Source organism: Actinoplanes solisilvae, from assembly GCF_003999975.1.
Classification (GTDB): Bacteria; Actinomycetota; Actinomycetes; order Mycobacteriales; family Micromonosporaceae; genus Actinoplanes; species Actinoplanes solisilvae.
In genome coordinates, this window is the sequence record NZ_RJAC01000008.1 from 91634 (window position 1) to 115611 (window position 23978).

Below are 23978 nucleotides of genomic sequence, written 5' to 3' on the forward strand. Positions count from 1 at the left end.
TATGATGGCCAGCGTCCTTGACCACCAGGTGCCACACCTCACGGGGGAGGGAAACGGCCGTGACCAGCCAAGTTGAGCAAGTTCCGCAGCGCCGTCGGTGGCGCCGGGGCTACCTGGTCACGATCGCTACCGTCCTGAGCCTCGCGGGCGGGGTCGGGCTGACCGTGCTGGGCCTCGGGTCGGCCGATCAAGCGGTGGCCAGCTTCGACGCGGCGTCGTGGGTGTGGAGCAGGTCGCAGGGCGAGGCGGCGCGCATCAACGGGGTGACCGCCAAGGTGGACACTCGGGTCGACGTGGCCAAGGCCCGTGGGCATGACCTTCAAATCGTGCAGAACGACCGGTTCGTGATTCTGCGCGACGTGAACACGGGCGCGGTCGGGTCGATGGATCTGACGACCCTTCAGGAGTATTGGAACGCCTCCACGACCTCGGGCATCGGGGTGCGGGTCGCGTTGCACGAAGACTCGGTGTTCGTCATCGACGCTGTGCAGGGGCAGGTGCAGCAGCTCGACCCGCGTACGTTGGGGGCGCTCGGCGGTCCGTTGCGGTTCGCGCCGGGCATCGCGGGTGGCGTGTTCGACGGTGAGGGCAAGCTGTGGGTGGCGGCGCCCAGCGAGGGCACGGTCACGGCGATCACGCCGGCTCCGACCGCTTCGGGGGCTCCGGCGGCAGGTCCCCAGCGCGTACGGACCGAGTCCGTGGCCGAGCCGTTCCATGATCTCGCTCTGAGCACGTTGGACGACGGCGTGGCGGTCCTCGACCGTACGACCAATGCGTTGCACACCGTGCGCAACAGCCAGAAGGGTAAGACCAGCGTCACGCTGCCGCTCGCGGGGCCGGGGACGCTGCCCGCGCATGTCGACGGCAAGCAGGTGCCGGTGACCGTGCCTGACTCGCGTCATGTGTACGTGGTGGGTGACGAGGGGCTGCGCGGCGAGTTCGTGGTGCCGGGCGAGAGCGACGGCATGCAGCCGGCGGTGGCGTGGCAGGGCTATTTCTACGTGGCCGACGCTGACGGGGCCGTGCGCGTGTTCGATTCGGCGGGTAAGCGGCAGAAGGACATCACGTTCCCGTCGCCGGGTGGGCCGCTCGAGCTGGAGGTTCGTGAGGGCTACCTGTTCATCAACGCGCCGGGGTCGTCCACGGCCCGGGTCGTGGACGGGTCGCACGGGGTGCGCACCGTGGACAAGTACGCCGATGACGTGCTCGGGGGCGATCCGTCGCCGGCTCCGCCGAAGCCGCCGGAAGCGCCGCCCAAGCCGAAGAAGCCGGTGGTGAGCAAGCCGAGCGCGCCGCGGAACGTACGGGCGGCGGCCGGCAACGCCGAGGCGCGGGTGACGTGGCAGGCCGCACGGGACAACGGGGCGGTCGTCACGCGCTATCTCGTGGCGGGGGCGGGGCGGACGTTCCAGGTCGGCGCCGACCAGCGGGCGCTGACCGTGACCGGTTTGGTGAACGGGGAGACGTACGAGTTCTCGGTGCGGGCGGTCAACCGCAAGGGCGAGGGGCCGGCGCGTACGAGCAACTCGGTGCGGCCGACGGCTGAGGTGCCTGACGCGCCGACGGCGGTGACGGCGGAAGCACGGCCGGACGGGTCGGTCGCGGTGAGCTGGCCGGCGGCGAACGGGCAGGGGCTGAAGATCCGGCGGTACACGGTGACGGCGATCTCCGAGGGCGGCAGCGCTCCGATCGGTGAATCGGCCAAACCGGGCCTGGTCGTGAAGGACCTTAAGTACGGCAAGCAGTACGCGTTCACGGTGGTGGCGGTCAACGAGCGCGGGGCCGGGTCGAAGGCGTCGCCGGTCAGCGACAGTGTCGTGCCGTTCACGAAGCCGGGACAGCCGGGCGGGGTCGACGCGGCGACCGTGGGCGATCAGGCCGGGACGATCGCGGTGGCGTGGGAACCGGCCGACGACAACGGACGGCCGATCACGAAATACGTGGTGAGCGCGGGCGGGAAGACGACCGAGGTCACCGAGGGCACGTCGGCGACGCTGAACGGGTTCGGGGCGGGAACGACCGTCGCGGTCGAGGTGCGGGCGGTCAACGAAGCCGGCGAGGGCGAGGCGGGGCGGGCCACGGCACGGACGGTGGCGGCGCCGCGGGTGACGGTGACCGGCGTGAACCCGACGTTCAACACGGCGACGGTCTCGATGAGCGTCGACGCGGGCGGCGGCACGGCGACCTGCTCGGTGGTTGCCTCCGGCGGCGGGGGCACGGCGTCGGGCAACTGCACGAGCCTGAAGGTGGCGAAGCTCAAGCCGAGTACGCGGTACACGTTCACGGTGACGGCCAAGAACGCGGCGGGGGAAGTGACGGCCAAGCCGGTGGCGACGACCGATGCACTGTTCGGGACGGCGACCTGCCGTAACGGCGAGAACGGGGACACGGCTACCTACTGCGACGAGGACCGGTCCGGGCGCAACGGCAACGAGATCTTCAGCGTGACCCGGCAGGACAACGACCGGCAGGTCGGCTGGGCCAAACCCGGCACACGGCTGCAGGCGTACTGCAAGAAGGCCGGCGAGGACGTGGACTCGTACATCTACAACAAGCAGAAACGCAGCACCTGGTGGGTGCAGGTGAACTACGGCGGCAAGAACTTCATCCCGTGGGCGTGGCTCAACCTCGACGGCGGGGACGACCTCGACGACCTGCCGGCCTGCTGAGGGTTGATCGTGACGGAACCACTGCCGCCGCACCACATCCGCGGCTTCGCTGAGGTGGCGGACGCGCTGGCCGAACGGGTCGGCGCGGTCGTGCTGGGCAAACCCGAAGTGGTGCGGCTCGCGTTGACGGCGTTGTTCGCGCAGGGGCACGTGCTGCTCGAAGACGTGCCGGGGGTGGGCAAGACGACCCTGGCGCGGGCCCTGGCGGCGTCGGTTCAGGGGCAGTGGCGGCGGATTCAGTTCACGCCCGACCTGCTGCCGTCGGACGTGTCCGGGGTGACGATCTTCAATCAGGCGTCGCGGGGGTTCGAGTTCCATCCGGGGCCGGTGTTCGCGAACATCGTGATCGCCGACGAGATCAACCGGGCGTCGCCGAAGACGCAGTCGGCGCTGCTGGAAGTCATGGAGGAGCGGCGGGTCACCGTCGACGGGGTGCCGCATCCGGTGCCGCAGCCGTTCCTGGTGGTGGCCACGCAGAACCCGGTCGAGATGGACGGCACCTATCGGCTGCCGGAGGCGCAGCTCGACCGGTTCCTGGTGAAGCTGTCGGTCGGCTACCCGAGCGAAGAGGTCGAGGTCGAGGTGCTGCGCGGGGCGGCGCTGCGCTCCCCCGACACGATCGAGCCGGTGACCGAGACGGCGGTGATCGGCGAGATGGTGAAGATGGCCACGCGGGTGCACATCGCGGACCCGCTTTACGCGTACGCGGTGCGGTTGGCGGCCGCGACACGCAACCATCCGCAGGTCAGGGTCGGGGTGAGCCCGCGCGGGGTGATCGCGCTGACTCGGGCCGCGTGCGCCTACGCGTTGATCAACGGGCGGGGCTACGTTCTGCCCGAGGACCTCAAGACCCTCCTGGAACCGGTCTTCGCCCATCGGGTGCTGCTGTCGGCGGACGCGCAGCTTCGCGGGGTGACGGCGGAAGAGGTTCTGCGGGACGCGGTGCGCTCGGTGCCGGTGCCCCTGCCCGACAGCAACCGAGCACCGGCCGGGGCGTGAACACTCCCCCGGCCGACGGAGAGCCGCCGCTGCCGGTCGGCAGCGCTCCGCCGACCGGCGGCGGCCCCTCCACACCCGCGCCCAAGATCGGCCGGGGTGGGGGCGGTCAGAGCGAGGGCAGCCCGGGCAGAGGTGGGGGGAACGCGCGGAAAGTTGCCCTGGCCGCGCTGCGCAGGTGGCGGCGGGCGGCTGGGATCACCGGGCGCGGCTACGGGATTCTGCTGGCGACGGTCCTGCTGACCGGCGTCGGGTTCCGGTACGGGTATTCGGAGCTGGCCCTGTTGGGGGCGGCGGCCGGGGTTGCGCTGGGTTGTGCGGTCGGGTTCGCGTCCTGGCGGCCGCGGCTGAACGTGGAACGGGTCGCGGAGCCGGATCGGGTCGCGCGGGGCGAGCCGGCCCGGATGACAGTCACCGTACGGAATTCCAGCCGGATGCGCGGGGCCGATCTTGTTGCCTCGGACCGGGTCGGCGAGCGGGCGGTGGACGTACCGTTGCTGCGGTTGCGGCCCGGGAAGGACACGACGGTCGATTATCCCGTGCCGACCAGCCGGCGCGGGATCGTCGAGGTCGGACCGTTGCGGGTCACCCGTGGGGACCCGTTGGGGCTGGTCACTCTCGCCCGGTCGTACGGGGGGATCTCGGAGGTCTGGGTGCATCCGCGGATACATCTGCTGCGGGCGGTGCCGGCGGGGATGGCTCGCAGCCTTGACGGGCGGATCGACAAGGTGCCGCACGGGACGATCACATTCGACTCGTTGCGCGAATATGTGGTCGGCGACGAACTGCGGCGGGTGCACTGGCGGTCGAGCGCCAAAGTCGGCGAACTGATGGTGCGCGAGCAGCTCGACACGTCTGAGCCGACCATCGTCGTGCTGCTCGACGATCGGGCGGCTGCTCATCCGGATCCGGAGTCGTTCGAGTCGGCCTGCGAGGGTGCGGCGTCCATTGTGGCGGCGGCGGTTCGCGAGGACCTGCCGGTCAGCCTGCACCTGGTGTCGGGCGACGGGAACGGGCCCTACCTGGACGTGCTGACCGAGGCGGGCCTGCGGGCGGGCGATCTGGCGGCGACCTTGAGACACGTACGGGCTCAGCGGCTCGGCGACACGCTGGTGTTCCTGACCGGGCCCGGGGGTCGCGACGATCTGGGTGCGGTGAGTGCGCTGCGAGGGGCGTACGCGGTGGTTCTGGCCGGGCTTTTCGGCGATCGGGACGGGGCGCCGGTGTCGGGCGGCGGGAACGGGCTGATCGTCGTCGAGGCGGCCGACGGGGAGGAGTTCGCGGGCGCCTGGGACGGGGTGCGCGGATGGTGAAGTGGGTGCTCGCCGCCGCACTGGCCGGGATGATCACGCTGGCCGGGGTGGCGCTCGGGCGGATCTTCGTCGGGGCGCTGCTGGTCGAGCTCATCGCGGGGGCGGCGGTCGCGTCGGTCGGGGTGAGTCTCGCTTGCCGGCGACTGCCGAACTGGGTGGTCGCGCCGCTGTCGGCCGTGCTGCTGGGCGGGTACACCGTGGCGGCGTTGCGGATCGCGGCGAGCCGGGCCGAGATGATCGAGCCGCTGGCCCAGGTCGTCCGGGAATCGGTCGTGAACGGGATCCCGCGGCTGCTCACGGCCATGATCCCCGTCGAGCCGACGCCGGAGACGGTTGTCGTGCCGGTGATCGCGGCCTGGCTGGCGGGGCTGGCGGGGGCGGAGGTCGCGCTTCGGGCCGGGCGGGTGCTGCTGGGACTCGTACCGGTGGTGGGGCTTTACGCCGGGGCGCTGTATGTCGTCGGGCCCAATGCGGGGTCGGCCGTGGAGACCACGCTGGGGTTCGCGGCGCTCGCGGTGGTAACGCTGGCGGTCGGCTCCGCGCGGCCGGCGGGTAAGGCGCCGAAGCGGTGGAGAGCAATCGGGGGCACGACGGTCGTGCTCGCGCTGGTAGCGGCCGTGGGCCCGTGGATCGGGAGCCAGGTCGGGGCGGTGCCGGTCGACCCGCGGCGGTATGTCGAGCCGCCTCAGGTGGACAGCCTCGACGAAAGCCCGCTCAACCGGATCTCGGGGTGGGCGCTGACTCCGAAGTTGCCGCTGCTGAAAGTGTCGCCCGCGGCGGCGCCCGGGAAACGGGTGCGGTTGCGGCTGGCGGTGCTGCCCGACTACGACGGGGTGACGTGGCGGGTCGGAGCCATTTATCGCAACGCCGGTCGGGTGCTGCCGGCCCCGCCGAAGCTGCCGGACGCGCAGGTCACCGAGGTGCGCCAGACGGTCGTCGTCGAAGGGCTGACCGGGCGGCTGCTGCCTGTCGTGCCGACGCCGACGGGGGTGGACGGGGCTCGGGTCGCGTTCGACGCCGCTACCGGCACGATGATCCGGCCGGAGGGATTGCAGCCGGGACTGACGTACGCGGTGAAGTCTGAGCTGCAGACACCGGATCTGAACCTGTTGCCCAGCGCGGAGGTGCCCTCGGGAGACGCGGTGGCGCGCTATCTGGCGGTCGGCGGGGCTGAGGTGCCGGAGCAGATTCAGCGGCTCGCGGATCAGCTCGCGCAGGACAACGGGGCGGCGTTCGACCGGGCGGCGGCCATCGAGGAGTTTCTGGGCGAGCACTACCGGAAGGTGGCCGACGCGCCCAGCGGGCACGCGTTGCCGAATCTGAGCTTCTTTCTGTTCGGGGCACGGCAGCAGGGCGGGCAGGTGGGGACGTCGGAGCAGTTCGCGGCGTCGTTCGCGCTGCTCGCGCGGCTGACGGGGTTGCCGAGCCGGGTGGTGGTGGGGTTCGACGCTCCGGCGGCCGGTGGGATCGTGACGGCGGCTCATGCGCTGGCCTGGCCGGAGGTGTTGTTCGACGGGCTGGGGTGGGTGGCGTTCGACCCGATGCCCGAGAGCAAGGATCCGCGGCCGGTCGAGGAGGACTTCACTCCCGAGCCGACCAAGCCGCCGTCGCCGCCGTCGGAAGCGCCAACGCCGTCGGCTTCGGTCGCGTCGTCGCAGGCGGCTGCGGCGCCAGGACCCGAGGCGAAAGGCGGGCCCTCGGCGGGGCTGATCGCGGGAGGGGTTCCGCTGGTCGTGCTGTTCGCGGCGGCCGGGATCGTCGTGCTGTTGCGGGGATCGCTACGAAGGCGGCGCCTGACCGAGGGCGGGCCGGACGAGCGGATCGCGGGGGCGTGGGCGGAGTTCCGGGACGCGCTGCGGCTCACGGGACAGCCGGTTCCAGCGCATTTCGCGGCGACGGAGGCGGCGGCGTACGCCCAGCAGGCCGCACCGGACGATCTGCCGCCGCTCGACCACCTCGTCGCGGGGATCAACACGGTCGGGTTCGCGCCCGGAGCGGCCGACGACGGTCAAGCAGCACGCGCGGGTGAACAGGCCGTCGCGTACGCGGAAGCGCTTCGCTCCCGTCGATCGTGGTGGCGGCGACTCTGGTGGAGCATCCACCCAGGACCGCTGCGATGGCGGCGCTAGACGTCGACGACCAGAGCCCGGTGATCGGAGACTTCCGGCGCCGCGAGGATCTCGAAGTGCTTCACGGCGGCCACGTCCGAGACGAGCAGATAGCTCGCGTGCCGCACCGGCTTGCGGTAACGAGCCGTACGCGTGTCGGCCTCTCCCACCAGGTCGGTCAGCCCGGCCTCAGCCAGGATCGCGAACGTCTCGCTGCCCGGCAGCAGATTCAGGTCGCCGCCGAGCACCACGAGCTCACCCGGCCGGCGGACACGGCGCACGAACGAAGCCAAGCGCGTGGCCTGCGCCCGCCGCGCCGCGGTGTCGCCCTTCCCGGCCGGATCCCGCAGCCCGTGCGCCTGCACGACACAGACCCCCGGCACGTGCACGGCCAGCGCGTTGCGGGGCCGATCCCCGGTCGGCCATTCGTCATGGTCGGTGAATTGCCCGTGGACGAACGCCGAGTCGATCCCGATCACCGGCAACCGCGGGGCGACCAGCGTCGCCACCCCGAAGTCCTGCCGGTGGCGTCCTCCCCCGGCGGCGTCGAACACCGGACCCGAGTCGCTGGCCACGAAAACCGACTGGTAGCCCGGCAGCGCCGCCCCGACGTCAGCGACAAGTGAGGCGCGCTGGGGCAGCGCACGCTCGCCGTCCTCGAACCGCGTCCAGCCCGTCAGACCCGGGGTACGCGTCATTTCCTGCAGGCAGACGACATCGGCCCCGCTCGTCGGGAGCCAGGCGACGAGCGGGTCGTGCAGGGCGCCGCCCCAGGCATTCAACATCATGATGCGCACGCGGCAATTATTCCTACGGTTCCGTCAATCCCCGCCGATGGGGCGAGTTGGCATGCCCCACTACTCTGGGCAGGCCTAAATCACGGGGACGGAGATTCATGCGTACTCTTCTCGCCGGCACCCTCGCCGGGGTCACCACCATCGCCCTCCTCGGCGGTTGCGCCGCCAAGGAGATCCAAGCGCTCGAGCCCAAGCTCGAACTGCGCAATGCCGCCCAGCAGCTCGCCGACGCGAAGCAGGCCGGGTTCACCCTCAAGCTGTCCGGCAGCGTCGACGACCTGATCGCCGCGGCCAAGGCCGACGACCCGTCGTTCAAGGCCGACGACGAGAAGATCATGAAGCAGATCTTCAACTCGTCGATCACGATGGCGTACGACAAGGCCGGCGACGGCGCCGAGGACGACATGTCGAGCCTGTCCGCGACTGTCGACGGCGTCACCGGCACCGAGATCCGCTTCGTCGGCGGGCTGCTCTACGCGAAGGCGCCGGTCAGCGAGCTGGCCAAGAAGTTCGGCGCCTCCGACAAAGACCTCAAGGAGATGACCGGCGGCGGGGGCGCCAACCCCGGCTTCGACGCCTTCTTCGGCGGCAAGTGGGTCTCGCTCGACACGAAGCAGCTCACCGAGATGGCCGAGCAGGGCACCGGCACCGGCACCACCCCGGCCGAGCAGCAGAAGGCGCTCGCCGAGCTCACGACCAGCGCCACCAACCTGCTCGAGGGCGCCGACGTGGTCCGCGACAGCGCCGACGACAAGCACCTGATCGTCACGTCGTCGACCGCCAAGGCCGCCGCCGAGGGGCAGCGTCTGGTGAAGGCGATCAACCCGGCCCTCGCCGGTGAGCTGCCGACCGAGCAGCCCAAGGACCGTCCGGTCGTACTCGACCTGTGGCTCGACAACGGCAAGCTGACCGCCGCCGAGATCAACGTGCTGCAGTTCGTCGACGGCGCCAAGGGCCGGGTCGCGGCCCGCATCGAGGTCACCGACGGCGCGAAGATCACCGCTCCGGAGGGCGCGACGAAGATCGACCTGTCGGGCCTGGCCCCGCTGCTGGCCGAGGCCGGCGGCGGTAAGGGTGTCGGCGCATAGCCAGTAGGCGCGTAAGCAACCGGGGGCGGGCCACATGGTCCGCCCCTTCAACATTTGAACTCTGGCCTTTAGGCTCGGCCCGTGGCAACGGTCTCGATCATCGGCGGCGGCGTCATCGGCCTGACCGTCGCCCACGAGCTCGCCACCGACGGCCACGACGTCACCGTCATCGCGGCCCGCGACCACCACGCCTCGGTGTCGTCGGTCGCCGCCGCGATCTGGTTCCCCCACGCCGTTTCGGCCACCGCGCGCGTGCTCGCCTCCGCGTCCACGTCCTACGACCGCCTGGTGGCGCTGGCCGACGACCCCACTTCCGGTGTACGGCTCCGCCACGGCACGGTCGTCCACCGCACCCCCGATCCCGACCTGAGCTGGACCACCGCGCTGCCCGACGTAGCTGCCACCCCCACCGGCGTACGTTGCCTGCTCCCCCTCGCCGTGACCGACGTCTATCTGTCGTGGCTTCGCAAGAAAGATCAAGACCTGGGCGTACGTTTTGAGGCCCGCCCGGTGTCGTCCGTTTCGCTCGACGAGGTGCCGGGCGACGCGGTGGTGGTGGCCGCCGGTCTGGGTTCGGCGGCCCTGGTGGGCGGCGACGACGAGCTGTACCCGATCCGCGGCCAGGTTGTGCGCCTGGCCAACCCCGGCCTGACCGACTGGCTCCTCGACGGCGACAACCCGGCCGGCCTCACCTACGTGGTTCCCCGCGACCACGACGTGGTGTGCGGCGGCACCGACGACGTCGGCTCCTGGGACGAGACGATCCACGACGACGTCGAGGCCGGCATTCTGGCCCGAGTGACCGCCCTGGTCCCGGAACTCGAGGGCCAGGCGATTCTCTCCCGCGCGGTCGGGTTGCGTCCGGCCCGCTCCGGCGTACGCCTGGAACTCGTGCCCGGACACCCCCGCCCGGTGATCGCCTGCTACGGCCACGGCGGCGCCGGTTTCACCCTCTCGTGGGGTGAGGCCGCCGACGTAGCCGCACTGCTCAACCGATGACGACGCGGAAGCGTTCCTGCGCCCCGTCGGCGATCTGTGCCCCCACGCCGGGTTCCTCGCTGCCCCACACCCGGCCGTCCTTGACCACCGGCGGCACGTGCCGATGCCGGGCAGCAGAAGCGTGGTGAGCCGGGCGCGGGACATGTTGGCCGCGGCGGCCTCGAGCCACTCCCAGTCGGTGTGCGAGCCGGGCCGTAGTTGAGGCTGCCGCCCGCGAGGCCGTCGCCGTGCGAGACCTCGATGCCGTCGACCCGGGCCGCGTCGAGCGCCCCGACAGATCGACAAGCGTTTCCCGTACGGCGCCAGGGCCGCGGGCGTAGTCACGCCGCCGACCCGGCCGCCCCGGGCCGGTTCGTCCTGTCGCCGAGTTCCGGTAGGCGGAATCGGGTGGCGTTTCCGCACGCGGGCACGATCTTGGAACTCTCGGGCAGAAGCTGCCGCCCGGGCCGCCGTTCTGGTTGAGTGGCACCATGACCAACCACGTGTACCGGCTCAGCGAGGTCGTGGGGAGCAGCCCGACCAGCATCGACGACGCGATCAAGACGGCGCTGAAGAAGGCGTCCCGGACAGTGCGCAACATCGAATGGTTCGAGACCCAGGAGATCCGGGGCCAGGTCGTCGACGGCGACGTCGCGCACTATCAGGTCCGGCTGAAAATCGGCTTCCGCGTCGAAGACTGAGGTCAGACCGCGGGCGCTGACGCCGTCAGGTCGCGGGCACGGGCGTCGGCGCGGGCAGCGGGTGGCGGCGCAGGAGCCACGCCTGCTGGCCCAGGGCGAAGATGTTCTGCGTGGTCCAGTAAAGGACGACGCCGATCGGGAAGATCACGCCGGAGACGAGCAGCGACAGCGGCAACCCGTACAGCATCAGGGTTTGCACGAGACGCTGCTGAGGGTCGTCGGCCGGGCCGTTCTGCGCCATCGTCATGCGGGTGGTGAGGAACGTGGTGATCACCATGGCGGCGATCAGGGCGGCGGAGACGAGCATGACCACGGTGCCGCCGCTGCTGAAACTCGAGGCGAGAGGGGCGCCGAGCAGGGTGGCGTGCGAGGCGTCGTGGAACTGCTCGGCCGTCCAGCCGTACAAGGTCTGAGTGCCGGGGTCGGTCGTGCTCGGCTTCAGGTGGCGCAACACGTGGAACAGGCCGAGGAAAACGGGCGCCTGCAGAATCAAAGGCAAGAAGCCCGCGTACGGGCTGACGCCCTCGCGCTTGTAGAGAGCGGAGACGGCAGTGGCGAAGGCCATGCGGTCGCCCTTGTGCTCGGCCTGAAGCGACTGGACCTGGGGGCGTAGGCGTTGAAGGGCGCGCTGAGAGCGGAACTGCCGGACGAACAGCGGCAGAAGAGCAAGCCGGACGGTCAGAACGAGGAAGACAATGCCCAGCACCCAGGACCAGTCGCCGGGCAGGGCCTGCCAGACGGACTGCCAGAACTGCAGAAGCTCGGAGATGCCGGTATAGATCAGGGACATGATTTCGGACATGGCGGGACCCCTCGGGGTGAAGAGGACTACTGACGGGCAGGCGTCAGCAGCAGCCGCGTGTGCTTGTCCGGTTCAGCGCGCGAAACGGCTGGCTCAGCGCTCGTTGGCTGGCTCAGCGCTCGTTGGCTGGCTCAGCGCTTGAATTCGCGCGCTATTTGTCCGGGTTAGACGGCGGCCGCTGCGGGCCGCGCGGTAGGTCCTCTTGGGCGCGTGCGCCCGGGGGCGTCAGGGTCGCGGTGACGAGGGACGCCGGCGCTGTTGGCTCGGGTGCGCAGGGCCAGGCCGGAGTGGGCGGGGCGGTCTGCGGCGGTGCGGCGCAGGAGCAGCAGCACGGCTGCGGCCAGGGCGGCAATCAGCAGCAAGCCCGAGAATGCGGACGGCGTGGCGCCGGTCAGGGAACCGATCACCTGCCATAGCGCATCCAGCCACGTCACGCTCAGAAGCGTACACGGCCTTTTTGACAGTGACTGATTCTTACGGTGGGACGGCTGAGGCCGTGGCGGCGGCACCCGGGCCACGACGGAAGCGGGCATGGCAAGCAGGAGGGTGACCAACAGACAGCCGCGAGCGGCGGAAGCGGGCACGGCAAGCCGGGCCGACAGGGGTGGGGCAGACTGGGAGGTGTGACGAGCGTTGGGTTGGTTCGCAGCTTTGACGTTGCCGAGGGGTGGGGCGTCATCGATGGGGACGACGTGCCGGGTGGGTGCTGGGTTCACTTCTCGGTCGTCGCTGCGGACGGGTACCGCGAACTGACTCCCGGCCAGGCCGTCTTCTATCGCGCCGAGGCGGCCGAGCAGGACGGGTTCGGTTACCGGGCGATCAAGGTCTGGACCACTGACGACGAGCCGGCCGACCAGCGCCTGTCCCCCGGCGCCTCCGCCGCATACCGCAGCACGCTGAGCCTCACCTTTGATCCGCCGCCCCGGGGTGGCGCGCCGGCCTGATCCGGCTCGCCTTGGACGAACACGGCGAGGTGGGGAACCTGGCCCGGGTCCGCGGTGTCACTCGGGTATGAAAAGGGTCGTTCTCGCCTCTTGCCTGCTCCTGGTTGCGGGCTGCACGGCTGCTCCGTCTTCGCCGGGTGCGGTTCCTGTGTCGCCGGGGTTGGCTTCCGCGGCGCCGTCGGGCGCGTGTGGGTCGGCGGTGCGTGCCGACGCGCTTCCCGAGTGGGCTCGGGGCGGGTTCAGTTGGGACGGCAGCGGGACCAAGCATGTGTACGGCGAGCGGGGCGACATCATGGCGATCCTGTTCGGGTGGCCGTTGACCAGCCCGCCCGCGCCCGACCGGGGCAACAAGATTCTCTGGGTCTCTCGCGAACCGGTGGGGCTCGGCGATCAGCTCAAGATCACGGCTGTTCTTGACGGCACCGACGAACGTGCTGAGCAGACCGTGGCCGGCGGGCCCGGGCCCTCTCTGGTCGATCTGCCTCGTGCGGGGTGCTGGCACGTCACCCTTGCCTGGTCGGGCCGGACCGACACGATGGATCTGATCTATGCGGGTTGAGCACCGCTGATCCGGATTGGCGACGGCGGAGCCTTGCGATCAGGCGCGAGTCGGCCCGGCGGGCCAATCGCGCACGTGGGTCGTGGCCAGTGCTCGCCAGCGGGCCGTGCCGCCGCGCAAGGGGAATGCGCGGGTGATTCCGTACGCGGTCTCCACGGTCTTGAGGGTTTGGGCCAGTCTTTGGTTGACGGCGGCGAGGGCGTCGGCGGCTCCTGGTGCGCCTGCGGCCACCTGGCGTTCTAGGGCTCGCTTGTTCTGACGTAGCGGGTGAGGGCGTCCTCGCGGTCTCGGGCGACCTGGTCGGCGTTGACTGAGGAGAGGGACAGCAGCAGGGGTTTCAGGTTCTCGGCCAGGGCTGCGACCAGGCGACCGTGGCCGTCGAGCAGGACGTAGCAGTCGAGGCCGCTGATCCACCACAGCAGGATGGGTGCCAGAATTCCGTCCTTTGCCTGTTTGCGGTAGGCCTTGACCCGGCCTGTGTACGGGTCGGCGAGGGGGCGCATGGGCAGGATCTGCCAGGCTCCGCTGTGGGTGAACCAATCCATGTAGTTCCGGCCGGACGGCAGTAGGAGCTCTTCCCAGCGCCCTGCCAGGGTGGTCGCGTCGAAGGTCGCTCGCAGGTGGGTGGCCTCGGTGGTGATCGCCCAGCGACCGGTGTGCAGCGGACCCCGCGATGATGCGGTCACGGCGGTGGCGAAGTGGTGTGCCCAGCGCGATCGCTGGACCCCGCCCGGGTCATCGATGCCGAAGGATGCCGCTTGAGCAGCGCGGATCGGCGGGACGGGCGATTGGAACCGGCCGGTCGACGCATACTCGACGCCGCAGTGGTCACTGTCGACCTGGGCCATCAGGACGACCGTGTCGTTCTGGCGCAGCACCAGCGAGCCTCGGCCGGCGACCTCCACTCGCAGTGCGGGGCGGGCGGGCAGGTCCACATCGAGGACGAGCGCCTCCCCGGGCATGGTGCCTGCGGCGTTTCGGCGCGTCACGCCCTCATGGTCCGGCAACGCGGGCTGTGCCGGCTCTCCATTTTTCGTGGACGCGTGCCGATGAACGTTGGTGCGACGGCGGCGACACGACAGACGCGGAAACTCGCGGGACGCGCGACTCGGTGACACGGCACGCGGGCGAGCTTCCGAACGCGCGACGCGGTGACACGGCACGCAGGCGGGCTTGCGGGCGCGCAACGCGGTGACACGGCACGCGGGCCGCTTCCGAACGCGGAATTCGGTTACCCGGCGGGCGCGAGGGTGGGGCACGTGACGGCGGGGGCGCGGGGAGGCGGCTGACGCGTGGCAGGGGTGGGGCGGGTGAGAGGCGGGGGCGGTCGGGATCGAGGGGACCGCTCATCCGGGGACGGTCCTCGCCTCGTATAGGAAAGAGTCTTTTCAGATTGAAGTCTGTTTATGTATGGTCGGGTGATGCGCATCACTCGACTTGCTGCTGTTCTTGCTTGTGCGCTGCCGTTGATCGTCGCGTCCGCTCCTGCCGCTCTAGCCGCGCCCGCGGCCGTGGGGCTGGGCAGTGTGATTCCCGCGCCGATTGAAGTGCATCCGCATGGGTCCGCCTTCAAGATCACGAAGACTACGGTCATCGAGGCGCCGCGGTCGGCGTTCGACGTGGCCGACCGCCTCGCTGAAGCGTTGAGGCAAACCACGGGCTATCGGCTTCGCGTCGTCAGTCACGCTCCGGGTCACGCGAAGGTGATCTCGCTGCGAACGGGGGCGCGGCTGGGGCCCGAGGCCTATCGGCTGAGCGTCCGCCGTGACGGCATCTCGCTTCAGGCGCGCGACAACGCCGGGCTGTTCGCGGGGGTGCAGACGCTGCGTCAGCTCGTGCCGTTGCGAGGGCCGTTCACCGTGGCCGGCGGGGACATCGCCGACAAGCCGCGGTTCGGTTATCGCGGGGCGATGCTCGACATCGCCCGTCACTTCCACACGCCGGCCGAGATCAAGCGGTACATCGACGAGATCAGCCAATTCAAGGTCAACTACCTGCATCTGCACCTCTCGGATGATCAGGGGTGGCGTATTCAGATCGACTCGTGGCCGCGGCTGACGACCGTCGGCGGGGCTGCGGGTACGGGCGTCGACGGGGTGGGTGGCGGTTTCCTGACCAAGGCCGACTACCGCGATCTGGTGCGCTACGCGGCGTCGCGCTACGTGACGATCGTGCCGGAGATCGACATGCCGGGGCACGTGAACGCGGCGCAGGTGGCATACCCCGAACTGACCTGTGACGGGGTGGCGCCACGGCCGCGCACGGATATCGACGTCGGTTACAGCTCGCTGTGCATCGGCAAGGAGATCACGTACCGGTTCGTCGAGGACGTCATTCGTGAGCTGGCCGCGTTGACGCCGGGGCCCTACCTGCACATCGGCGGGGACGAGGCGCATGCCACGACCGAGGCCGACTACATCGCGTTCCAGCAGCGGGTGCTGCCGCTGGTGGCCAAGTACGGCAAGAAGGCGTACGGATGGAACGAGATCACGCAGGCGCCGGCGGCCCACAACGCCGTCGCGCAGTACTGGGGGTTGAGCCGGGAGAACGCGTCGCTGGCGGCGGCGGTCGCGCAGGGCACGAAGGTCATCATGTCGCCGGCGAACCTGGCCTACGTGGACCAGAAGTACGACCCGTCGACGCGGCTCGGGCTGAGCTGGGCGGGCTTCATCGAGGTTCAGAAGGCGTACGACTGGGATCCTGGGACGCACGTGGCCGGCGTGCCGGAGAGCGCCGTCCTCGGCCTCGAGGCGCCGTTGTGGTCCGAGACTCTGCGCAGCATCGACGACATCGAGTTCATGGCGTTCCCGCGCATCGCCGCGCTCGCCGAGCTGGGCTGGTCCCCGTCGCGTGACTGGGAGTCCTTCCGTACGAGGCTCGGCGCCTACGGCCCCCGCTGGACCGCTCGCGGTGTCGACTTCTACCCGTCCCCACAGATCGACTGGGCTCGATAACAGTGTGGCGCTCCCCTCTTACTCTGGGTGTCCATTGAGTACCGAGGGGGGTCGATGCGAAACCGGCAGTTCCTGCGTTCGCTCCTGACCGGCGATGTGCTGCTGCGCATGGCCGCGGTGGTCCTGGCCGTCCTGATCCTCGGTCGCGCGCTCTTCTCCGGCTCGTCCGGCTGGTGGGCGGTCGTGGTCGTGGTGGCCGGGACCGCCGCATTGTGGGGCGTGCTCTGGATCGTGGGCCGGGTGCGCACGCTGATGGCCCAGCCGAGCGCGGGCGCGGACGATTCGCGGCTCACGAAGTGGCTGGTCAACCGGTCACGGTCGCGGCAGGTGGCCGTGCTCGCGCTGCTGGTGCTGGTGGTGCACGCCGCGATCACCGGCTACATCGGCATCGGCACGATCCTGGTGGCGGTCGTGCTGGCCGTCGTCGCGGTGCTGCTGAGCAACGACCTCAAGCTGGTCGCGCTGCTCGGCGGCACGGCGGCGATCTTCGCGCTGGCCACCGTCTTCGTGGCCGAGATCTTCAGCGGCAGCACCGAGGCGCGGGCCCTGGGGGTCTCGCTGATCGCGATCGTGCTGCCGATCATCATCTCCGACAAGATCGTCGCGGTCATCAAACAGCCGGCGCTGACGACCACGCACCACGCCGTGCTGGCCGCGCTGACCCTGTTGCTGAGCTTCCTCGGCTGGACCCGGGCCGAGTGGCTGCCCGGCGTCGTGAACACCTGCTACACGCTGCCGACCTCGACCGGCATCACCGTGCTGCGGGCGACGGCCGACGGCAACCGCTGCTACGGCCTGCTCGACACGGCCGACCCGGGCGTGTTCGCCGCCCCGGCGTTCGGCCGTGACCCGGTCACCAAAGAGTTGCAGCGGCGCATCCTGGAACGCAACGAACCGCTGCGCCGCGGCGATCTGACCGTGGTGTGGCTGGGCGCGCTGTCCTGCGACCCGCTGCCGGCCGACCCGGCCCGCTGCGCAGACGGCCGTGACTACCCGTCGGAGCGCGACCAGTTGCGCGCGATGCTCTACGCCCAGTCACACCTGGCCGCGACCACCGGCCACCGGTTGCACGTCGTGATCGCCGACGCCACCCAGGACGTCGCCCACGCCGACGACATCGCCAAGCTGATCCTGGAGAAACGTGCGGCGCTCGGCTCGCGGGTGGCGGTGATCGGCGGCGGTGACAGCCGGGACATCACCCAACGCGCGATCAACCGGCTGCTCGACGCGGGCATCCCGTTCATCGCGCCGAACCTGCTGGCCGACCTGGGCGCACCGAACCGCCCGTTCGTCGACCGGCCCGGTTATCTGCAGCTCGCGCCGGACAACTACGACTACGCCGTCGACACCGCGAGACGGCTGAACCACGCGTACAAGGATGGCTTCCGGCTCGACATCTACCAGCATCCGAACCCGACCGACCAGTACACGACGTCGCTGGTCAACGACCTGCTCGCGGCCGTCAGGAAACCGGCGACGGCCCGGCACCTGCCCGTGATGGACCGCATCGACACGACGATCTGCGAATCCGACAGGAGCACCCCGCCGGCCGTGCTCTACTTCGCCGACCGGTGGACGCGTTTCGCCGAGTTCGTCGAGCGGGTCAACCAGGTGTGCGGGCACTCGCGGCCCCGCCTGGTCATCGCGGACGTGTCGGTGAGCCGGTTCATGGCCAACTACCAGTTGCGGGCGGTCAGCAACGCCGACTGGGCGGTCAACTACAACGTCGGCGGGCCCAGCTGCGCCGATCTGACGCTCCCGGCCTACGAGGTGCTCTCCCGCCAGGTCGAGAAAGAGCGTGATCTCGTACGGCTGGCCGGGCCGTTCGCGTGCGCCGACCGGACGCGCGGCGTCGTCGACGGGCAACTCAAGGACGCGTGCCCGCTGGACGCGGCGGCCAAGCTGACCAGCCAGCCGTGCAACCCCAACGATCTCGGCACCTATCTGATCCCGGTGTGGGACGCGGTGATGCTGGCCGACGCGCTGCTGCCCGAACGGCCGACCGCCGGGCAGGACTACCTGACCAGCCTGACCCTGCCCCACCTGACCCTGTCGACCGGCAACATCGCGAAGGTCGAAAAGGGCCGGCTGCACCAGCACACGATCGACGTGCGGATGTGGCACGGCAACCCGCTCAACGACCCGCGGATCAGCTGGGAGCTGCCGACGCGCGAGCTGCGACTGCCCGACGACCCCGCCCCGGGCGGCGGCGACCCGCAGGGCCGGCCCACCGACTGAGCGTGAGCCGTGGTCGGCGGCCACGGGCCATTGCCAGCCGTCGGTGAAGACGTTCGCGTCGCCTCCATGTGGCTCGCCTACGGGGCCGTCTCCAGGGCGGGTCGGTCCCACTTCGCCAGGTCGGCGGCGGCGACGTACGTGGCCCGCAGGAACTCGGTGAGGGTCGCGTCAGGGTCGGCCGCGGTGGCGACGGCCTCGTAGGGCAGCAGGAACTCGTGCATCGTCGTGTCGTAGTAGGCGCCGACGGGCCCGGCCGGGCGCTCGGCGTAGCCGTCGGGCTCCGGGTAGGCGTACGCGTAGAAAGCGCCCTGCTCGCCGCCGCCGGGCCAGAAACCGAAGCTGGCCAGCTCGTGCGAATAGCCCTCGCGCATAACCCACGGCGGGCAGTTGGGCGCGCCACCGGGATGCGGTGGGGCGGTGCGGCCCGAGAAGCGGGTGTACGCCAGGTCCATGGCGCCCCAGAAGAAGTGGACCGGGCTCTGCTTGCCGACGAAGTCGGACCGGAACCGTTCGAAGACGCGCTGGGCCTGCAGCAACTGTTGCCAGAACAGTCGCGCGGCCTCCCCGTCGTACGCGTGATGTTGCTCGTCCTCGGCGAACGGGATCGCCGGGTCGACCTCGTTGGGGACGGCGTGGATGCTCGGTTCGACGCCGAGGGAGGCCAGGGCGTCGAGCGTCTCGCGGTAGAAGGTGGCGACCGACTTGGGTTCCAGGGTCACGTCGCGGCTGCGGCCGTCGCTGGAGCGCAGGTGCAGGCGGTGCTCGACGAAGTCGAACTCGAGGTCGAAGACGCCGGTGCCGTGCGGGACGGCCGAGGTGGTGAGGCCGCGCGCGCTGGGATAGAGGGTGACGTGCCACCAGTGGTTGACCGGTGGGGCGTACGCCATCCGGATCTTTCCGACGATCTGGGTCCACATGTGCAGCGTGTCTCGGGTGCCGGCCCAGTCCTTGACGTTGAGGCGGGGCCAGGAGCCGGTCTTCTCGTCGTCCATCGGTCAAGAGTGCCAGGCCGAAAGGGAAGAGATCAGCGTCGCCCGGAACTGCCGCCCCTTCGGTGATCTAGCGTCTCCCTGGAAGTCCTCGCACCCGCAGGAGCCCGCCGGCGACCAGGACGACAGGAGCGCTCGTAACTCTCCCCGGCTAGTTGTTACTACAACCGTCGCCTGGGTGACGACGTTGTAGCAACAGCTACTCGGACTTGAGCAGCGCCCACACGATCTTGCCGTCGGCCACCGGGGTGGCGCCCCAGTGCGCGCAGAGGGCCGCGACGACGCGCAGACCGCGGCCGGACCCCGGCCGCAGCAGCGCGCTCGCCGCCGGCAGCATCTCGATGACGCGGGGCATGACCGCGCTGCCGTCCTGCACCGCGATGCGCAGGTAGCGGCCGGTGTGCACGACCGTCAGATCGAACTCGGTGCCGGCATGCAGGATCGCGTTGGACGCCAGCTCGGACGCGACCAGCCGGGCCTTGTTCCGCAGGTCCGGCAGCCCCCAGGTCAGGCACGCCTCACCGGTCACGGCCCGCGACTCGAAAGCGCTGGCGGGATCGTTCGGCAGATGCCGGCTGATCCAGCGGGGCACGTTCGCGTTCACCGCCAGCGCCGCCTGCGCCCGGTCCTCGTAAAGCGCTACATAAGTGCGGAAGGCCCCCAGGCCACGACGCAGCTCGGGGCCGGCCGCACAGAGCAGCACGGGTACGCCCCAGTGCAGCTGGGCGTCGTGGGTGACCGTGGCGAACACGGTCAGCTGCGGATCGTCGTCGTGGTCCAGCCCGGCCAGGTCGACGACCACCGCCGCGGGACACTCGGCCGCCGCCTTCGCGATCACGGTGCGTACCTCGGGCACGTTGCCCGGAGTCAGTCCGCCCGCGAGACGAACCGTGGTGACCCCGGTGTCGAGATTCCGGTCGATCGCGCTCTTCACCATCGCAACCCTCTGCTCACACCTCCCCGCCTTCGCGCCCTTCACCAAACGCGCCCCGCCCTCCCCGCGCAATCCCTGGTCACACGCCTATCGCCCGATCGGCGGACGACCTTTCAAGAAGCTTTCCCGTACGTCGACCGGCCGGCTTCAGTACGTTGCCCGGCCGCCGCTGATGTCATAAACGGCGCCGGTCGAGAAGCTGACGTGGTCGGAGGCGAGCCACGCGACGAGCTCGGCGACCTCCTCGGGCCGGCCGACCCGGCGCATCGGGATGAGCCCGGTGATGCGGGCCAGCGCGGCCGGGTCGGTGGCGGCGTTCATCGGTGTCTCGATGACGGCCGGGGCAACCGCGTTGACCAGCACCCCGCTGGTGGCCAGCTCTTTGCCGAGCGACTTGGTCAGCGCGATGACCGCCGCCTTGGAAGCCGAATAGGGAGACATGCCGGGATTGCCGTCCTTGCCGGCGATGCTGGCCAGGTTGACGACGCGACCCCAGCCCCGCTCTCGCATGCCGGACACGAAGGCGTGGCACATGTTGAAGGTGCCGCGGACGTTGACGGCGAAAACCCGGTCCCAGTCGCCGGCCTCGATCTCCCACAGCGGGGCGGCGGGTCCGACGATCCCGGCCGAGTTGACCAGAATGTCGACCGGCCCGACGTCGGTGGCGGCCGCCCGCACCGCCGCCGGATCGGCCACGTCGGCACGCAGATCGGCGCCTTCGGCCAGATCGAGCGTCACGACTCTGACACCCTCGGCCCGCAGCCGCACGGCAACCGCGGCGCCGATCCCGCTCATGCCGCCGGTGACCAGGGCCGTCCTCATCAGCGGATCGTCCATATTTTCCATTGTGGACCCGCGGGACAGGAGCGGGGAACCGGCAGTAGAGTGCCGCTGTGGATCAAACCAGCGCAGCGCCCGCCGGTCTCGACCCGACAGTGGCGCACCCCGCCCGGCGTTACAACTACTGGCTCGGCGGCAAGGACAACTTCGCGGCCGACCGGGCCTCGGGCGACGAGCTCGAGAAGCACTTCCCCAAGGTGCGGCTGGGCGCCCTGGCCAACCGGGCGTTGCTGCAGCGGGCCACCCGCTTCCTGGCCGCCGAGGCCGGCATCCGCCAGTTCCTCGACATCGGCACCGGCCTGCCCACGGCCGACAACACCCACCAGGTCGCGCAGCGGGTCGCCCCCGAGTCGCGCATCGTCTACGTCGACAACGACCCGCTGGTCATGGTGCATGCTCGCGCGCTGCTCAACAGCAGCCCCGAGGGGCGTACGGCGTACATCGAGGCTGATCTGAACCACCCGCGCGACATCCTCGACAACGCCGCGCTGCACGAGACCCTCGACCTCGGCCGGCCGGTCGGGTTGATGCTGATCGCGGTGCTGCACTTCATCCACGGCAACGGCGCGGCCCAGCCGATCGTCCGCGAACTGCTCGACGCGCTGCCCTCCGGCAGCTACCTGGTCGCCACCCACGCGACCTCCGACTTCGGCACGCCTGAGCAGCAGAAGTTCTACCAGCAGCTCATCGCGCAGGGAAAGTCCGACGTGTGGACGCGCCCGAAGGACGAGTTCACCGCCCTCTTCGACGGCCTCGAACTGGTCGATCCGGGCGTCGTGCCGGCCAGCGAGTGGCGTCCCGCGGCGGGCGCGGAGATCCCCGAGCGTTCCGACATCAACGTGTGGACAGCGGTAGGCCGCAAGCCGTAGGCGTCACCACGGGACCGGGCCGGCGTCGTCGAAGAACGCGCCGGTCGGGCCGTCGGCGGGCAGGGTTGCCAGGTGGATGGCGATCGCCGCGCCCTGCGCCGGGGTGCGGTAGCCGCGGAAGCCGTTGAGATCGGTCGCGACATACCCCGGGCACCCGGCGTTGACCAGGATGTTCGTGTCGCGCAGCTCCTTGGCGTACTGAATGGTGATCGCGTTCAGGAAAGACTTCGAGGGCGCGTACGCCGCCGACACCGGCCCGGTCGCGTCGGTGTTCGCGGCCTGCATCGTCAGCGAGCCCACGCTGCTCGACATGTTCACGATGCGCGGCGCGGCCGAGCGACGCAGCAACGGCAGCATCGCGTTGGTGACCCGCAGGACACCCAGCACGTTGGTGTCGACCACCGTTCGCACCGTCGCGAGGTCGACGCCGGTGGGCTCCTGAGGCATCCCGCCGGTGATCGCGGCGTTGTTCACGAGCACGTCGAGTTTCTCCAACCGAGCAGCGGCGGCGGCCACACTGTCGTCGTCGGTCACGTCCAGCGATACCCCGAAGGCATCAATGCCGTCCGCTCGCAACTTATCCACGGCCGCCTCGCGCCGCGCGTCGTTTCGTGCTCCGACGCCGACGGCCCACCCCAGTGCGCCCAGCCCGGCCGCGATCTCGTACCCGATTCCCTTGTTAGCGCCGGTGACCAGCGCAATCGTCTGCTCGCTCATGCATCGATCCTGGCCGTGGCCGAGCGGCACGGCCAACACCGTCTGGGTGGGCAGCGATACCTTGAAGGTATGGAAACACGGGAGCTGCGCTACTTCGTCGCGGTCGCCGAGGAACTGCATTTCGGTCGAGCGGCCCTCCGTCTAGGTATCGCGCAACCGCCGCTGTCCCGCGCCATCAGTCAGCTCGAGCGGCGATTAGGCGTACAACTGCTGCATCGCTCGAGCCGCGAAGTGACACTGACCGAGCCCGGAGCCGTGCTGCTGCGCGAGGCGCGGGCGGCGCTGGAGGCGGTCGAGGCGGCCGAACGACGTACGCGCCGGGCCGCGCAGTCGCCCGGCCTGGTTCTGGCGTCGAAAGCGGCCGCTGCCGGAGAGCTGCTCGCGAAGCTGCTCGACGCCTACGCCGCCGAACCCGGCTCGGTCCCCGTCGACGTCGTGCTCTGCGGGGTCGCCCAGCAGGAGCGGCTACTGCGCGAGGGCCACGCCGACGTCGCGTTGCTGCACCTCCCGTTCGACTCGACGGCCGGCTTCGACATCGAGGAGCTGAGCACCGAGAAACAGGTAGCCGTCCTGCCCGCCGCGCATCCGTTCACCGGCCGGACCGAACTGCGCATGTCCGAGCTGACCGCGATGGCCGGCCTGCCCATGCCGCGCTGGCCCGAACGAGACGGCACCTACCTTCCGGGCCCCGGCCCCGAGATCCACGACCACACCCAGTTGATGCAGCTCATAGCCCTCGGCCGGGCCGCCGCCGTGCTCCCCGAATCGGTGCGCACCCAGCTGCCCGAGGGCCTGACCACCGTCCCCGTCCTCGACGCACCGATGGTCACGACGGTGATCGCGTGGCCGCCGCACGCACGCTCCCGAGCTCTGGCCGGCCTGGTCCTGGCCGCGACCCGCCTCTGACCCGACCCCGCCTCGCGACCGCGCCAGGCCACATCCGACCCCGCACCAGTTGACTAGCTCTCCCCGCGCCCCACTTTCGCGTCTTCGCTTCGGGCCGCCATTACGCCCCCACCGGTGGCCGGCTTGGTGAACGGGAGCGGCCGCGGGCGGGCGTACAGGAAGCCTTGGCCGGTGTGGCAGCCGAGGGTGATCAGTTCGGAACGCCGCTGGCCAGGTCGACGATCGGCTGGTAGAGCACGATCAGCTCGTCCCGGCCGGCCGGGACGAGCCAGGTCGTCGGCGAGGGCCGCGTCGCGGGCGCGGCGGTCGACCATCGACTCGTCGTGCCGCGTCCACGAGTAAGCCCCGGCCTGCTTGGCGGCGTACAGGGCCAGGTCGGCGCGGCGCATCAGCTCCTTCGGGGTGTCGTCGGGCCGGGCCTCGGTGAGCCCGATGCTGGCATGAACCGTGACCGTGTCCTCGCCGAGGCGTACGGGATGGTCGGCCAGATCGGCGAGCAGGCGCATCGCGACCAGTTCGGGGGGTCGTGTCACCGGGCAGGAGCACCGCGAACTCGTCGCCGCCGATCCGCGCGCA

22 protein-coding genes are annotated in these 23978 nt (G+C 70.4%); 13 read left to right on the forward strand and 9 right to left on the reverse strand.

Annotated features, from left to right (window positions below; translation table 11 throughout):
• Positions 1–59 precede the first annotated feature (59 nt).
• From EER30_RS21545 to EER30_RS21560, 4 genes are all read left to right on the forward strand, one after another.
• Entirely contained in the window at positions 60–2669 is a 2610-nt protein-coding gene (locus tag EER30_RS21545) for a fibronectin type III domain-containing protein (protein ID WP_240670212.1), read from the forward strand.
• Positions 2670–2672: 3 nt separating this feature from the next.
• A complete protein-coding gene (locus EER30_RS21550; protein WP_432417560.1) occupies positions 2673–3668 on the forward strand; it encodes an AAA family ATPase in 996 nt (331 codons plus the stop codon).
• 194 nt (positions 3669–3862) lie between these two features.
• Positions 3863–4978, forward strand: coding sequence for a DUF58 domain-containing protein (locus EER30_RS21555; protein ID WP_205650355.1), 1116 nt, complete (start codon positions 3863–3865; stop codon positions 4976–4978).
• Positions 4972–7107 carry a transglutaminase TgpA family protein gene (locus EER30_RS21560; protein WP_127502310.1) on the forward strand — a complete coding sequence of 712 codons (2136 nt, stop codon included), beginning with the start codon at positions 4972–4974 and terminating at the stop codon, positions 7105–7107. The genes EER30_RS21555 and EER30_RS21560 overlap by 7 nt, the downstream gene beginning before the upstream one ends.
• On the opposite strand, the gene EER30_RS21565 is transcribed toward EER30_RS21560, so the two are convergent.
• Positions 7104–7874: an endonuclease/exonuclease/phosphatase family protein gene (locus tag EER30_RS21565; protein WP_240670238.1), complete on the reverse strand. Its 771-nt coding sequence runs from the start codon at positions 7872–7874 to the stop codon at positions 7104–7106. The two genes, EER30_RS21560 and EER30_RS21565, sit on opposite strands and share 4 nt — an antisense overlap.
• A gap of 107 nt (positions 7875–7981) precedes the next feature.
• On the opposite strand from EER30_RS21565, the gene EER30_RS21570 reads away from it, so the two are divergent.
• The 3 genes from EER30_RS21570 to EER30_RS21585 all read left to right on the forward strand — a co-directional run bounded on the left by EER30_RS21570 (position 7982) and on the right by EER30_RS21585 (position 10650).
• Complete coding sequence (locus tag EER30_RS21570; protein WP_127502312.1) at positions 7982–8971, forward strand: hypothetical protein; 990 nt, start codon at positions 7982–7984, stop codon at positions 8969–8971.
• A gap of 81 nt (positions 8972–9052) precedes the next feature.
• The gene (locus tag EER30_RS21575) at positions 9053–9970 is read left to right on the forward strand and encodes an FAD-dependent oxidoreductase (RefSeq protein ID WP_127502313.1); all 918 of its coding nucleotides are present in this window, start codon (positions 9053–9055) and stop codon (positions 9968–9970) included.
• Between the two features lie 470 nt (positions 9971–10440).
• The gene (locus tag EER30_RS21585; protein ID WP_127502314.1) at positions 10441–10650 is read left to right on the forward strand and encodes a dodecin; all 210 of its coding nucleotides are present in this window, start codon (positions 10441–10443) and stop codon (positions 10648–10650) included.
• A 25-nt stretch (positions 10651–10675) separates the two neighbouring features.
• Here the strand turns inward: EER30_RS21585 and yidC are convergent, their stop codons facing one another.
• Together yidC and EER30_RS21595 are read right to left on the reverse strand one after the other, a co-directional pair.
• Positions 10676–11452, reverse strand: a complete 777-nt coding sequence (gene yidC / locus EER30_RS21590) for a membrane protein insertase YidC (protein ID WP_240670213.1) — start codon at positions 11450–11452, stop codon at positions 10676–10678.
• 164 nt (positions 11453–11616) lie between these two features.
• Entirely contained in the window at positions 11617–11886 is a 270-nt protein-coding gene (locus EER30_RS21595) for a DUF6412 domain-containing protein (RefSeq protein ID WP_240670214.1), read from the reverse strand.
• A 189-nt stretch (positions 11887–12075) separates the two neighbouring features.
• Between EER30_RS21595 and EER30_RS21600 the strand changes: the two genes are divergently transcribed.
• Positions 12076–12396 (forward strand): cold-shock protein, encoded by a 321-nt coding sequence (locus EER30_RS21600; RefSeq protein ID WP_127502315.1) that lies wholly within the window; start codon positions 12076–12078, stop codon positions 12394–12396.
• Positions 12397–12595: 199 nt separating this feature from the next.
• Complete coding sequence (locus EER30_RS21605; protein WP_240670215.1) at positions 12596–12955, forward strand: hypothetical protein; 360 nt, start codon at positions 12596–12598, stop codon at positions 12953–12955.
• A gap of 239 nt (positions 12956–13194) precedes the next feature.
• Here EER30_RS21605 and EER30_RS21610 read toward each other — a convergent pair whose 3' ends face one another.
• Positions 13195–13944 (reverse strand): ParB/Srx family N-terminal domain-containing protein, encoded by a 750-nt coding sequence (locus EER30_RS21610; protein ID WP_127502317.1) that lies wholly within the window; start codon positions 13942–13944, stop codon positions 13195–13197.
• A gap of 432 nt (positions 13945–14376) precedes the next feature.
• Between EER30_RS21610 and EER30_RS21615 the strand changes: the two genes are divergently transcribed.
• Both EER30_RS21615 and EER30_RS21620 read left to right on the forward strand, forming a co-directional pair.
• Complete coding sequence (locus tag EER30_RS21615; RefSeq protein ID WP_127502318.1) at positions 14377–15909, forward strand: beta-N-acetylhexosaminidase; 1533 nt, start codon at positions 14377–14379, stop codon at positions 15907–15909.
• Between the two features lie 54 nt (positions 15910–15963).
• Positions 15964–18147: a type 1 periplasmic-binding domain-containing protein gene (locus tag EER30_RS21620; protein WP_127502319.1), complete on the forward strand. Its 2184-nt coding sequence runs from the start codon at positions 15964–15966 to the stop codon at positions 18145–18147.
• Positions 18148–18224: 77 nt separating this feature from the next.
• On the opposite strand, the gene EER30_RS21625 is transcribed toward EER30_RS21620, so the two are convergent.
• The 3 genes from EER30_RS21625 to EER30_RS21635 form a co-directional block, all read right to left on the reverse strand.
• Positions 18225–19139, reverse strand: a complete 915-nt coding sequence (locus EER30_RS21625) for a DUF5996 family protein (protein WP_127502320.1) — start codon at positions 19137–19139, stop codon at positions 18225–18227.
• Between the two features lie 196 nt (positions 19140–19335).
• Positions 19336–20073 (reverse strand): STAS domain-containing protein, encoded by a 738-nt coding sequence (locus tag EER30_RS21630; RefSeq protein WP_127502321.1) that lies wholly within the window; start codon positions 20071–20073, stop codon positions 19336–19338.
• Between the two features lie 144 nt (positions 20074–20217).
• Positions 20218–20907 (reverse strand): SDR family NAD(P)-dependent oxidoreductase, encoded by a 690-nt coding sequence (locus EER30_RS21635; RefSeq protein WP_240670216.1) that lies wholly within the window; start codon positions 20905–20907, stop codon positions 20218–20220.
• 56 nt (positions 20908–20963) lie between these two features.
• On the opposite strand from EER30_RS21635, the gene EER30_RS21640 reads away from it, so the two are divergent.
• Entirely contained in the window at positions 20964–21779 is an 816-nt protein-coding gene (locus EER30_RS21640; RefSeq protein WP_127502323.1) for an SAM-dependent methyltransferase, read from the forward strand.
• A 3-nt stretch (positions 21780–21782) separates the two neighbouring features.
• On the opposite strand, the gene EER30_RS21645 is transcribed toward EER30_RS21640, so the two are convergent.
• Complete coding sequence (locus tag EER30_RS21645) at positions 21783–22496, reverse strand: SDR family oxidoreductase (RefSeq protein ID WP_127502324.1); 714 nt, start codon at positions 22494–22496, stop codon at positions 21783–21785.
• Positions 22497–22565: 69 nt separating this feature from the next.
• Between EER30_RS21645 and EER30_RS21650 the strand changes: the two genes are divergently transcribed.
• A complete protein-coding gene (locus tag EER30_RS21650; RefSeq protein ID WP_127502325.1) occupies positions 22566–23402 on the forward strand; it encodes a LysR family transcriptional regulator in 837 nt (278 codons plus the stop codon).
• A 53-nt stretch (positions 23403–23455) separates the two neighbouring features.
• Here the strand turns inward: EER30_RS21650 and EER30_RS48805 are convergent, their stop codons facing one another.
• Positions 23456–23935, reverse strand: a complete 480-nt coding sequence (locus tag EER30_RS48805; protein WP_164842433.1) for a diguanylate cyclase domain-containing protein — start codon at positions 23933–23935, stop codon at positions 23456–23458.
• Positions 23936–23978 lie beyond the last annotated feature (43 nt).